This is a genomic window from Nostoc sp., assembly GCF_041747015.1.
Classification (GTDB): domain Bacteria; phylum Cyanobacteriota; class Cyanobacteriia; order Cyanobacteriales; family Nostocaceae; genus Nostoc.
The window spans coordinates 21,424-35,095 of the sequence record NZ_JBGTFY010000370.1; the positions used below are offsets into that span (position 1 = coordinate 21,424).

Consider the following 13,672-nt stretch of genomic DNA (forward strand, 5'->3'; position numbering starts at 1 on the left):
CTTAAAATGTATGTCTGTTGAAAGCGCACAAGCCTTTTATGAGCGGATAGCCACGGATGAACTGTTGCAAAAGCAACTCCAAAATGCTGCCAGTGATGAGCAACGCTTAGAAATCGTATTAGCTGCTGGCTATAGTTTTACACTGCCCCAATGGGAAGCTGCTTTAGCTCAAATCTCAAAGTCAGGTGATAGTATCAGTGATGCAGAGCTAGATGCGATCGCAGGTGGGCTAAAGGTTGCCCCTTACGAACCACCCACCAAGGTATGGTCGGGTTTAGAGCAAATCGGCTCAATTAAACTCTTGCGTCGGTTCTTTAACCCCTCTGCCTGGTCTATCAGAACAAAACTCTCGGTAGCACTGCTTGCAGTTGCCCTCATACCGATGAGCTTCACCACCTATCACAACCTCCAAGAAAGCCTCAAGAGTGCAGAGGACAGCGAATACCGCAAACTGGAACTCTTAGCCACCAGTAACGCTAGTCGCCTCGACCAGCTAATAATTGACATCCAGCGTGTTGCCGTCCAAGTCAGTACTGATAAGGATGTAGTGGGTTTTCTGGCTGCTACTAATCCTCAGAAGCAAACAGCCTTCCGCTCCTCGATGCAACGAACGCTAGATAACGTCTTTCGCTCCAACCCCGACTATGATGTTGTCTACATCATAGATACAAAGGGACGCTGCCTTGCTGCCACTGACCCCACATTCATTGCTCAAAACTACGCTTTCCGTGAATACTTCCGCTTTAGCATTCAGGGACGCCCTTACGTTTCCAGCATTATAGTTGGTACAACGAGTGGACGAGCAGGCATTTACTTCTCCAATCCTGTACGGTCTGAGGGCGGCAAGATTGTCGGTGTAACGGTCTTAAAAATCAAGGGAGAAGACATCTGGGCGATTGTAAATGCGTTGCAGGCTGGCTCTCAAAGTTATGCCTTCTTGGTTGACGAGCGTGGCGTAATCATTAGCCATCCTGATAAATCGCTACTTTATCATAGCCTAGTCCCCTTGCCAGCTAACAAACAACAGCAGAGCGAAACCGATAGGCTTTATGGTGTCGATCAAATCAAAAGCTTGGACGTTCCAGAGTTAGCATCTGCGATCGTGGGAGCTAAACAGACAAGTCACACCAGCTATTATTCCCCAATTGAGCAGACACGCCAGATGATCGGCTTTGCTCCCTTACAAGAGCAACCTTGGGTGTTAGGGGTGAACAAAGCCCACGCACAGTTTGATGCTCCCTTGAATGAACTCATTTGGCAGAACAGCTACAGCTTACTGGCAGTAGGAGCGATCGCAGCAATCATCGCCTTGATTTTAGCGCGGAGTATTGCCAAACCGATTCGTGCGCTAACAAAAGCAGCACAATCACTGGTAGAACAGGATAATTTTGATGATCATCAGTTGGCTAAGGTGTCTGACGCGAATGATGATATTGGTCAACTAGTGCGCGTTTTCCTGCAAATGGCCCAAGAGGTGAAGGCGCGAGAGCAAAAGCTCAAACAGCAAGTGATGGAATTAAACGTTGAAATCGATGAAGCGAAAAAGGTACGTCAGGTAGCTGATATCACACAGACAGATTATTTCCAGGAACTCCAACAAAAAGCGCAAAAAATCAAGGGGCGAACGGCCAAAAATGATGAAACCGACTATTTCCAGCAGTTACATCAAAAAGCACAAAATCTTAAAGGTCGCGTTGTAAAAGTAGCTGATTGAAGAAATCCGCAGATAGCAACTATATCAAAATTTTCACATAGCTAGGGTAGACATTATGTCCAAAATTGTATCTATTCACTCGTTTCGTGGTGGTACGGGCAAATCAAATTTAACTGCTAACTTAGCCGCTACTATTGCGCGTCAAGGAAAACGTGTAGGTATTATTGACACCGATATTCAATCACCAGGGATTCATATTATTTTTGGTCTAGACGAAGAAAAGATGAATCGCTCCCTCAATGATTACTTATGGGGGCGCTGTGTAATTAAAGATGCTGCCTACGATGTTAGTCATACTTTAAATGCGGAAGGGGAGACATCTAGAGCAAATGGCAGCCTCTACCTGATTCCTTCCAGTATTAAAGCAGGGGAAATTTCCCGTATCTTGCGCGAGGGTTATGACGTAGGCAAACTCAACGACGGCTTTGAGGATTTAATCCGCTATCTCAACCTGGACTATTTGTTGATTGATACTCACCCTGGTTTGAATGAAGAAACCTTACTGGCGATCGCTATCTCTGATATTTTAGTCGTTATTCTGCGTCCAGACCGCCAAGATTTCCAAGGTACTGCGGTAACGGTGGAGGTGGCGAAAAAATTAAAAGTGAACAAAATGCTGCTGGTAATTAATAAGGTGCTACCAGCAATGGATTTCAACACTCTCCGAGAACAAATGGAGACAATCTACAACACCCCAGTAGCAGGCATTGTGCCTCTTTCTGAAGAGATAATTCAGCTAGCCAGTAGTGGTCTGTTCTGCCTGCGTTACTCTGACCATCCATTTAGCCAGACGGTGCAAGAAATTGCTCGGCAGATTGTGGATGAAGTTGAGTTAAAAAAGGTATTAGTGGGAGGTGCTCATTCTTGAACAATCAACACCAACTTCGTGCTTGTATACTTGCCTCCTATGGTGCTACTGCAAGGGAGACAGAGGAATTACTCGCTTACAATCAAAACATCTTCGATCACAGCTGTTTAACACTCGCTGCCAAGTTTCCGCTTCCACCCGAACCCCATGTAGCCGCTTGGGAGGAATACACCGCTACAGCCAAAGAGGTAGGAGTATTTGAAGTGTTATCAAGCAGATTGGTACAGTTACAGTTTCCCATACTCGAAGGCATCAGCCAAACAGAGGCATACCGCTCTGCTACTCGTAAAGGTGTTCCAGTCGATAGCATGGTCGAGGCGACTGGTTTGATTTTGCAGCAACCCGAACAACTTCAGTTGATGATATATCAAAGCTTGGCTGGAGCAATACCGATTTTGCTTACCAAAAACCGAAAGGACTTTGTTTCTTTGGTACAGGCGCTAACGATGCGGAATGAACCACTACCAGTCCCTGCTTCTATGGGAGCTTGTATGGTCACTGGCTTCAACAACTGGGATCGGGTTCGCCAATATCGCCAACAATGGTCAGCTAAAAATTTTGGTAACTGCTCCGAAAGCAGTTGGTTAGAGGAATTTCGGCGACTAATCCCGCAAAAGCAGCTGTATCAAGATCGGTTGATTATTTTGAGTGACGGTTTCTATAGCAATGTTTCAGCCAGCGACATCGGACTTTCCGAATCAGAATGGCGGCGTATCTCCCTAAATATTCGGCTAGAACATGAATGTACTCACTACTTCACACAGCGCTTATTTGGTTCTATGCGAAACAATCTGCTCGACGAACTGATTGCTGACTACAGAGGTATTGTGACGGCTATAGGACACTATCGGGCTGATTGGTTTTTACGCTTTCTGGGGCTGGAGTCGTTTCCAGATTACCGAGAAGGAGGCAGATTGCAAAATTACCCGGGTCAACCGCCGCTTTCAGAGGACGCATTTAAGATTTTGCAAGCATTGGTGAAGTCTGCTGCTGAGAATTTGGAGCGCTTTGACGTTCAATATGGGCAGGAGTTAAGAACTCTCAATAGTCAACCGATTATGTTAATAGCTTTGACTTATTTAACATTAGAGGAACTGGCTTCTTCTGAGGCGCACTCATATATTCAGAAAATTCTAGACCAATTGCGGACAAGTCTGAAAGAGGTAGAGGGGCAGGGGAGCAAAAAAGCAGAGGGGCATCCAAAATCTAAACCACAATTGATATGAGTTATGACAGAAGTTCTACTTAAGGAGTTGAGTAATAGTGACATCAATTGGATGATCGCTACGGGTCAGAAAAAGGAGATCCCTGCTGGCACTATCGTTGTACAGCAAGGAAAAGTGCTTGATACCCTACACATCATACTAGATGGAACATTCACAATCACTGTGTCACAAGCTACAAACAATCCTCTAGATCGAGCTTTTGCAGCTATGGAGGATAGCGAAACATTAGGACGAGAGATTGGTAGGTTATCAAGCGGTGAGATAGTAGGAGAAATCCCGTTTCTTAATGTTCGCCCAGCTGTTACTACTGTTGAAGCTGCCCAAAAGTCGGTGGTAATATCTATTTCTCGGCAGCAATTGAGCGCAAAATTGCAGCAGGATATTGGTTTTGCATCTCGATTTTATCGAGCGATCGCTATTCTACTTTCAAATAGAATCACTCAACTTGGTTATAGCAAACTTGTTAAAAGCAAGACGCTCAGAGATATGCTATTTGTTTTAGGACAATTGCATGATAGTGATATCGATTGGATGATTGCTACAGGACGTAGCCAAAAAATTGCCGCTAACACAGTACTCATCCGTGAAGGAGGGCCTGTGGATGCGCTGTATATCCTCCTGGATGGAACAATGACAGTTTCAGTTTCTGAAGATGAACGCAATCCCTTAACTCGAGCCTTTGCAGCTTTAGAGGGTGACGAAACTAAAAGTAGAGAGATAGCAAGATTATCAAAGGGCGAAATCGTGGGAGAAACAGCTTTCATCGATACCCGTTTGCCTTTTGCAACTGTCAGGGCTACCGGAGACTCGCTTGTGTTGTCAATTCCTCGACAACAGTTAGCAGCAAAATTGCAGCAGGATATAGGTTTTGCCTCTCGATTTTATCGATTGATTGCTACCCTGCTTGCAAATCGCCTACAGGAAATGTTCAATCGGCTTGGTTATGGCAGACGCATTTATAGCAAAGGTCAGCCACTCGATGAAAATGTTGAATATGAAGATGAACTAGATTCAAATGTTTTAGATGGTATGGCATTAGCTGGAACAAAATTTGATTGGATGTTGAGCCGTTTGAGAGGAATTTAATTTCATCGGCATAAAGTAAAAATTGTGTATTGAGAGCATAAACCGCCCGAAACTAAAGTTCTTCGGCTCATAGCTAAGTTTGTTAAAACTGAGATATTGCACCATTCTCAATTAGCTCCTTAGCCCGCCCAGAAATAAATTTCACAGGCTTTGAGCTACTGTCCACTCAAGTGGACTTAAACCCTTCCTCAGTTTTCTAAAGAAGACCTTAGCTATTAGCCTCAGAATTCATTCTGAGGCGGTAGCCTGCGGCAAGCCGCTTCTCTACAAGAGGCTTTGCCAATGCGTCTACGTTTTTCCATAAGTCCTATAAGTATAAATCTCTATTTAGAAAACTTGAAATATCTAAGCTCAAGAACAGGAAAGATTTTTGGCGTTGCTAAATCGAGGTATGAATTTGGATGTATAAACGTAGCACTGCTACATCTATACAAGGATTTTCACTGCAACGCCCAATGTTTTCATACCGCAATCAGCAACGCCAGATTTTTCAGCACAAATGATTGTCGAGGCATCTTAAATGGTCGAACAAAAGCAAAACTTATTCCGAAAAGAGTCATTAGAGCGTTTATCTTCACCTGAAAGACTAGACCAACTAATGCAGGTGGTCAGTCCCAAAAGCTGGCTACCTTTAACCGCCTTGGGTTCCTTGGTAGCAGTTGCCGTGGTCTGGAGTATCTATGGACGAATCCCAATTACCGTGGACGGTCAAGGGGTACTGATTTATCCACGTAACGTTTTAACACTGCAATCGAAAAGTGCAGGGCAGTTACTTAGTTTGAATATCAATGTTGGAGATGTGGTTAAGAAGGGAGACGTACTGGCAACAGTTGACCAAGTTGACCTGCGTAAGCAATTACAACTAGCAGGCGCTAAATTGGTTCAACTAGAGGGACAGGATCGGAACGCCAGCTTGTTACAAGGGCAGCGTCAGCAGGTTGACACAAAGGCAATCCAAGAGCAACGCTTATCTCTTGAGCAAAGACTAAAGATTGTGCAGGATTTGACACCTGTGTTAAGAGAGAAAGGGTTAGTGTCAATAGAGCGCGATCGCCTAAACCTACAGCGACGTTTGCAAACACTCCAAGGGCTGCTTCCTACTCATAAAAAGAGATTAGAAAATCGTCAGAAGCTTTTAAAAGAAGGAGCAATTCCTGATGATGTGGTCTTAGAAGCGCGGCAACAATACGACGATGCCCGTGCAAGCATTGATGAAGCGGAATCTCAGTTAAAGCAACTAGACGTTAAAGAAGCGGACGCACAACAGCAATACCTCTCAAACCTAAACGAAATCAAAAACATCCAAGCCCAGTTGCAAGAACAAAACAGTAAAGTAGCCAATCTAGCTCAAGAAGACCTGCAAACTGTAACTACCCGCAAAAACGAGATTCAAGAAGTCAAGCGAGATATTGCCAAACTCCAACAGCAACTAGGCAATAACAGCCAGATTATCTCTCAACACTCAGGACGTGTTTTAGAGATCACTGTTAATCCTGGGCAGGTTGTTGATGCCGGAACCCGTTTAGGGAGCATAGATGCAGAAAATCCATCTAGCAAAATGGTTGGCATTACCTATTTTCCGGTTGGAGAGGGCAAGAAAATTCAACCAGGTATGACGCTGCAAATCACACCCCAAACCGTGAAACGGGAACGCTTTGGCGGTATTGTCGGTAAGATAACGACTGTCTCATCATTTCCGATTACCAGAGAAGCAGCAGCTAGTGTAGTGGGTAATCCCGAAGTGGTGACAGGTTTGATGGGTGAGAAGCAGGAGGCGGTCATTCAAGTATTTGCTGACCTCCAGCCGGATTCTACCACTTTCAGCGGCTACAAGTGGTCTTCTTCTAATGGGCCACACTTAAAAATCTCTTCTGGAACGACTACATCTGTGCGAGTCAAGGTGGAAGAGCGATCGCCAATTACATTTGTTTTACCTATTCTGAGGTCTGTCAGTGGTATCTACTAATCCATCATTAGTGGCACCGATTAATCCTTTGCAGTACCTGCAAAACCTGCTGAAAAATTCAGGTAAGCGGGTAAAGACACCCACGCTTTTGCAAATGGAGGCAGTAGAATGTGGTGCCGCAGCTTTAGGAATTATTTTGGGGTACTATGGTCTGGTTGTGCCTTTGCCAGAACTGCGTGGAGAGTGTGGAGTCTCCCGCGATGGCAGCAAAGCTTCTAACGTCCTCAAAGCTGCCAGAAGTTATGGACTCCTTGCAAAAGGCTTTAAGAAGGAACTGGATCAACTGCCAGACCTAAGCCCTCCCTATATTGTGTTCTGGAACTTCAATCACTTCCTAGTAGTAGAAGGATTTAGCTCTGCTTGGGTTTATATTAATGACCCAGGCACTGGGCCACGAAAGGTGTCCCGGCAGGAATTTGACGAGGGGTATACCGGAGTGGTGCTGGTTATGGAACCAGGGGTGGAGTTTGAAAAAGGGGGTCGTAAACCTAGCCTGATTTTATCGCTGTGGTCACGGCTAAAGAGTGCTACTGGTGTCTTAATTTACTGTCTGCTGGCAGGATTCTTGTTAACACTCGTCGGGCTGGCAGTACCAGTATTTAGTCAAGTGTTTGTAGACGAAATCCTGGTGCAAGGGCGGCAGCACTGGCTACGTCCGTTGTTATTGGCGATGGCGATCGCAGCAGTCCTCCAAGGAGTATTAACACTATTGCGGTTGCGTTATTTACGACGCTTGAAAGTCAAGCTGTCTGTGGGGATGTCCAGTCGTTTTCTGTGGCATATCTTGCGTCTACCAGTTAGTTTTTACGCCCAACGGTTTGCAGGTGAAATTAGTAACCGCACCAGTCTCAACGACCAAGTTGCTGATGTGCTTTCGGGGCGATTGGCGACTACAGTCATTGATGTGGTGATGGTGATTTTTTACGCCTTAGTCATGCTTCAATATGACTGGGTACTGACTTTGGTTGTAGCTAGTTTTGCTACTGTGAATGTCTTAACCTTGCAGTGGATCTCCCGTCAGCGCGTCGATGCTAATCAGCGATTAATCCAAGAGTATGGTAAAGCGGCTGGCGCATCCATAGCGGCTCTCCAAAGTATAGAAACTCTCAAAGCATCAGGGTTGGAATCAGATTTCTTTTCGCGGTGGTCAGGGTACTACACAAAGGCGATCAATTCTCAGCAAGAACTGGGGGTGACAAACCAGACTTTCTCAATATTACCTACACTTTTGTCTTCACTCTCATCAATGGCTTTATTGGTTGTAGGTGGTTTACGAGTGATGGATGGACACCTCAGCATCGGAATGCTTATAGCCTTTCAAGGACTGATGCAGAGCTTTTTGCTACCTGTTAATAATCTTGTGAACTTCGGTAGTACCCTCCAAGAAATGGAGGGCAATTTGATTCGCCTAGATGATGTGTTGGATAACCCGATTGATGGAGCTGGGGAGCTGGGGAGCTGGGGAGCTGGCGTTGCAGGGGAAGAAAAAATCTCTTTATCTTCCTCATCTGATTCATCTCCTCTGCCCAGATTGCAGGGATACGTCGAACTGGAAAACATCACATTTGGCTATAGCCGTCTAGATCCGCCCTTGATTGAAAACTTTAACCTTTCGGCCAAGCCTGGACATCGGGTAGCTTTAGTAGGCGGGAGCGGCTCTGGCAAGTCTACCATTGCCAAACTAGTAAGCGGACTCTATGAACCTTGGGATGGAGAAATTCACTTTGATGGAAAACCTAAAAAGCAGATTTTGCAATCGATACTAACTAACTCTATCGCTTTGGTAGAGCAGGATATTTTAATGTTTGGTGGGACTGTTAGGGATAATTTAACTTTATGGGATACCACAGTACCGGACAAAAACTTAGTGCGAGCTAGTAAAGATGCTGCCATTGATGATGTAATTTTCTCCATATCTGGCGGATTTGATGCAGAACTAATTGAAGGAGCGGCTAATTTAAGTGGAGGTCAACGACAGCGATTAGAAATAGCCCGCGCCTTAGTTAATAATCCTTCAATCCTGATTATGGATGAAGCTACTAGCGCTCTGGATTCCGAGACGGAAAAAATTATTGACCAAAATCTGCGGCGACGTGGGTGTACCTGCTTAATTGTTGCACACCGATTAAGCACGATTCGTGATTGTGATGAAATCATTGTCCTTGAACATGGAAAAGTAGTGCAACGAGGTACTCACGAGGAATTGTGGCAAGTAGAGGGGGTGTACTCACGGTTAATCAGCAGTGAAGAAGGAGCTTAATTATGGTCATCAACCAAGCTAGGATCATAGACTTGCAGGGGCAACTGTACAGCCTTAAAGGAAATGAACCAATACTGCTAGACGACCCGCAAACAATTTGGGTTGTGCAGTCCGGCTCTGTAGCGTTGTTTGCTGTCACCATTAAAAATGGCATCACGGAAGGAACTCGCCGTTATTTGTTCACTAGCAATCCTGAAGAAGCACTTTTTGGAACTGCTCCCGAGTCTATTGATCAGCACCGCCAACTTTTAGCAGTGCCGATGGGAGAAACAGAATTGCTGAAGGTAGACCGAGAATACTTTGAGGAATTAGTTGCTGATGGGGATGCCAGAATAGTTGCGTTGGTGGAGGGTTGGGTGGAGCAAATCAACACTACACTTTCCCATATCGCCACCCCAGCAATTCAAGTCCAGGCAGCAAGAGAAGCACGATTTTCTCTAATTGATGGTCAAACTCTCCAGCCAGAACCCCAAGCCATCCCTTGGGTACAAATTCAGCAAGGAAATGTCCACTGGATGGGGCTTGAGGAACTAACTCTAGATCCGACATCGGGAATTTTCCCCCTCAGCGATGGTATATGGTTACAAGCTTACGGGGAGGTTCAGCTTGCCACCCAAACCACAAGCGCCATCCGCAACGCAGATATCCTGCTTGAGGGACTTTCCCAGTTTCATGCTCAACTGCTGGAATATATCAACTTCCTAGAACAGCAGGAAACCCAAGAAGAACTACAACGGCTGACTGATCGGGAACGTCTCAATCGTCAGGTGACAGCAGAAGCTCTAGGCGAACTAGCATCTTCTTTAGGAACTCAAGAAGCAACCTTTTTCCTGGAAGGTGCGCCGTTGTTAGTTGTTGCTGGTGCTGTGGGCAGGTGTTTAGGTGTAAAAATTCGCCCCCCAGCTAAGTCAGAGAACCTGAAGCGGGTGAAGGAGCCATTGGAGGCAATTGTTAGAGCTTCGCGGTTAAGGATGCGACAGATTTTGTTGCGGGATAACTGGTGGGAAAAGGACTGTGGCCCTTTGGTTGCCTACACCCAAGAGGATAACCGACCAGTGGCACTTCTGCCCGTTTCTCCTACTCGCTACGAAATCTTTGATCCAAGCGATGGTACTCGTCTTCCCGTAGATGCCCTTATTGCTTCTACACTAGCACCCGTTGCTTATATGTTTTATCGGTCTTTGCCCGATAAAATTCTCAACGCTAGCGATTTATTTCGGTTCGCGCTTAAGAATCGTGGCAGAGATATACTAATAGTTTTTTTGACTGGTATTGCCGCGACACTGCTGGGTATGCTCACACCCCATGCCACTGCCATTTTAATTGACAACGCTATTCCAGATAGCGATCGCGGATTGTTGCTACAAGTTGGTTTGGGGTTGCTGGTTGCGGCTTTTGGGATGGCAGTATTTCGGCTGGCTCAAGGATTCGCACTTTTGCGCGTGGAAACAATTTCCGATGCCTCCACCCAAGCTGCTGTGTGGGATCGGCTGCTAAACTTGCCAGTATCCTTTTTCCGCCAGTACACCACGGGGGATCTTCAGTCCCGCGTCACATCAATTAGTACAATCCGTCGCCTACTAAGTGGTACAACCCTGATTACTCTAATCACTGGTCTGTTCTCATTATTAAACTTAGGACTTTTGTTTTACTACAGCTGGAAATTAGCTTTAGTTGCTGTAGCTGTGGCAATAGTTGTTGTAGCTGTTACTACACTCTCTGGTATGCTCCTGGTCCGCAAAGTTCGCCCACTGCTGGAAATAAAGGGAAATATCTTTGGGCAGACAGTACAACTAATCAACGGCATTTCCAAACTGCGTGTGGCTGGAGCCCAGGAGCGCGGTTTTGCTTCTTGGAGTAAAAACTACAGCCGACAAATAAAACTGGAACTCAGCACCCAAAACGTTGAAGATGGTGTGGCCCTTTTCAATACAGTCATGCCCACGCTAACTTCTGGTATCCTCTTTTGGTTTACTATCCAACAACTTGAAGAAGCCCAGACTACAGGTGCAGTCGGACTGACAATTGGGACTTTCCTGGCTTTTAACAGTGCGTTTGGTACTTTTATTAAAGGTGCTACAGACGTAAGCAATACAGTTACCAGCGCTTTGCAAATCGTCCCCCAGTGGAAACGTGCTCAACCAATTTTAGAAACTATACCAGAAGTGGATCTCAACAAAGCCGATCCTGGTAAGCTCATGGGTAAAATCGCTGTAGATCATGTCACATTCCGCTACCGCCAAGATGGGTCTATGACCCTGGAAGATATCAGCCTGTATGCCGAGCCTGGGGAGTTTATTGCACTTGTAGGCGGTTCTGGGAGCGGTAAATCTACTATATTTAGATTGCTATTGGGATTTGAAACTCCTGAAGATGGCACTATCTATTATGATGGCCAAGATTTGTCTGGGTTGGATGTTGAGGCAGTGCGCCGACAGTTAGGTGTCGTTCTGCAAAATGGCCGGATTATGTCAGCTTCTATTTTCGATAATATTGCTAGCGGCGCTCAGATTACACTCGATGAAGCTTGGGAGGCAGCGCGGATGTCTGGCTTTGCTGACGATGTTGCAGCCATGCCAATGCAAATGCATACTGTGATTAGTGAAGGAGGTGGCAATGTCTCTGGAGGACAACGACAACGGTTACTAATTGCTCGTGCTTTGGCCCTAAAACCCCGCATTTTGTTATTTGATGAGGCTACCAGTGCACTCGATAACAAAACTCAAGCGATTGTTAGTGAGAGTTTGGATAAATTGCAAGTTACTAGGATAGTTATTGCTCATCGGCTTAGTACTATCCGTAACGCTAACCGTATTTATGTACTCCAAACAGGTAGAGTTGTCCAACTAGGAACTTTTCAGGAGCTAGCTGCTGTTGAAGGTCTATTTGCCCAGTTAATGGCTCGGCAAATGGCGTAGTTATTTGAGATTTATGAATAATACGAATACATGATTTCCCCTAAACCCCCACAAGCCAATCGCACACTACAGACCTACACTCGTCTCCAAAGTTAACCCAAACTTGCCACTGCCCCAAATACCCATTCCAGTAAGGTTCACCATCAGCAACGCCAATAGCCTCGCCAACCTTGGAGATTAACTCGCTGTAGGAAGAGCCAATACTGTCCAAGCCTTGCTGCAATTTCAGTTTCAGCCCTTTCCAGGCTTGTCCTTGGAGACTGGACACTACCTCTTCTAATATTTGGGAGGTTGTGTCACTGACGGGTGTGGTTAACACTATATTATTCATGACTGACACCAACTCACGATTTAATGCTTTATCCCGATTGAGCCATTGCCCAAAAATCGAATCACGCTGGTCATCAGGGGCAACGAATTGATAAACGCACTCCCGATTTTCACGCTTACCCAACCGACCAACGTAGTCCAACTTCAAATCAATCTTTGCAAGTAACTTCTGTGCGATCGCTATCGGTGTATGTTTTTCCGAGATAGAAACATTCAAGTAATTCTTGATAACGTGCCGATGCGTTACAGCCAGTGCCTTAAACTCCACCATCTTCTCGTCGCTGCCACGTAACTGAACGTCTGGCGTGAGAAACTGCAACAGATTCAGATTTTCCAGTAACAGTACAGCAGGCAATAGCTGCCCCTTATTAAAATCTGGTTTCCAAATCGAATTCTCCCCTAATTCCAACTGCGCTGCTGCCCGTTTAGCATCACGGTTGGTCAGAAATTCCCGTCCCAGCGTCAAATAGTAGTGCATCCGCAACTGAGGATACCACCCATCATCGTCTTTTTCGACCAAATCAGGAGTAACATCAATCTCGTAACGACGGGACAATTCCGCCTTGCGCTGTTGGTGTCGTTCGGTTTTGGTTTTCGCCCGTTTATCTTGCAGCTTCTTGAGTTCAGCCCCAGAGAGTTCATCAGAAGAAGCGATCGCCTGACATTCACCAGCATATAATTCCTCACTTGCCGCCTTAACCGACTCGATTACAGCGCCACTCTCGTCATCATCAGCATCGTCAGCATCAATAACGGTGTAACCATCTTCGACCAAACCCGCAAGTACAGACTCACGATAGCGCCGCATTTCGACATTGATTACAGAACCACGTTTACCCCAGGTCTGCAATGACTCCGGCTGAAAATTCTGGTCAACAAAGCTGTAATCGTCATTATCTGCCGCCGATAACAGGGCAATGTTAGCCCTTGTCGCAACGTGTTGACTTCTGAGCAATCCTCCAATGGATGTGGAACCATTCCCTACAGTCCCCATGCCCCACTCTCTGACCCAAATATGACGGTCAACTGTTTCCCTCAGCCGCGCCAACATCTGACGCACAGAGTTAACCGGCTGCACTCCCTGAAATATCCCCCAAACAGCAGTAAAATGCCCTCGAATATCGATGGATACCCCAGTTTCTAAACTTGGGGAGGCGATAACCAAATCATACTGGGTGAGAATTTCGTTCAGGTGAGCGATACAGCCAAACGCAGCATGAGAGGGGTCTGCAACGGATTCGCTGTCAATTCGCAGGATTCGCAGGTGTGGGAATTTGCGACGGAACCGTTCTTCTAAGGCTTGC

Annotated in this window: 8 protein-coding genes; 7 read left to right on the forward strand and 1 reads right to left on the reverse strand. The window is 45.8% G+C overall.

The features are described from left to right. Positions 1-10: 10 nt before the first annotated feature. The 7 genes from ACEW80_RS29430 to ACEW80_RS29460 all read left to right on the forward strand — a co-directional run bounded on the left by ACEW80_RS29430 (position 11) and on the right by ACEW80_RS29460 (position 12,038). Positions 11-1,714: a Nif11-like leader peptide family RiPP precursor gene (locus ACEW80_RS29430; protein WP_373530001.1), complete on the forward strand. Its 1,704-nt coding sequence runs from the start codon at positions 11-13 to the stop codon at positions 1,712-1,714. Positions 1,715-1,769: 55 nt separating this feature from the next. Beyond that, positions 1,770-2,582 carry a MinD/ParA family protein gene (locus tag ACEW80_RS29435; RefSeq protein ID WP_373530002.1) on the forward strand — a complete coding sequence of 271 codons (813 nt, stop codon included), beginning with the start codon at positions 1,770-1,772 and terminating at the stop codon, positions 2,580-2,582. Continuing rightward, positions 2,579-3,808: a hypothetical protein gene (locus ACEW80_RS29440; protein ID WP_373530003.1), complete on the forward strand. Its 1,230-nt coding sequence runs from the start codon at positions 2,579-2,581 to the stop codon at positions 3,806-3,808. The genes ACEW80_RS29435 and ACEW80_RS29440 overlap by 4 nt, the downstream gene beginning before the upstream one ends. A gap of 3 nt (positions 3,809-3,811) precedes the next feature. Next, on the forward strand, positions 3,812-4,894 hold the full coding sequence (locus ACEW80_RS29445; RefSeq protein ID WP_373530004.1) for a cyclic nucleotide-binding domain-containing protein: 1,083 nt from the start codon (positions 3,812-3,814) through the stop codon (positions 4,892-4,894). Between the two features lie 520 nt (positions 4,895-5,414). Next, the gene (locus tag ACEW80_RS29450; protein WP_373530005.1) at positions 5,415-6,860 is read left to right on the forward strand and encodes an NHLP bacteriocin system secretion protein; all 1,446 of its coding nucleotides are present in this window, start codon (positions 5,415-5,417) and stop codon (positions 6,858-6,860) included. Further along, positions 6,847-9,120: an NHLP family bacteriocin export ABC transporter peptidase/permease/ATPase subunit gene (locus ACEW80_RS29455; RefSeq protein ID WP_373530006.1), complete on the forward strand. Its 2,274-nt coding sequence runs from the start codon at positions 6,847-6,849 to the stop codon at positions 9,118-9,120. The genes ACEW80_RS29450 and ACEW80_RS29455 overlap by 14 nt, the downstream gene beginning before the upstream one ends. Before the next feature lie 2 nt (positions 9,121-9,122). Next, the gene (locus tag ACEW80_RS29460) at positions 9,123-12,038 is read left to right on the forward strand and encodes an NHLP bacteriocin export ABC transporter permease/ATPase subunit (RefSeq protein ID WP_373530007.1); all 2,916 of its coding nucleotides are present in this window, start codon (positions 9,123-9,125) and stop codon (positions 12,036-12,038) included. A 40-nt stretch (positions 12,039-12,078) separates the two neighbouring features. On the opposite strand, the gene ACEW80_RS29465 is transcribed toward ACEW80_RS29460, so the two are convergent. Continuing rightward, a partial coding sequence (locus ACEW80_RS29465) for a plasmid replication protein, CyRepA1 family (RefSeq protein WP_373530008.1) occupies positions 12,079-13,672 on the reverse strand: 1,594 nt, incomplete at its 5' end.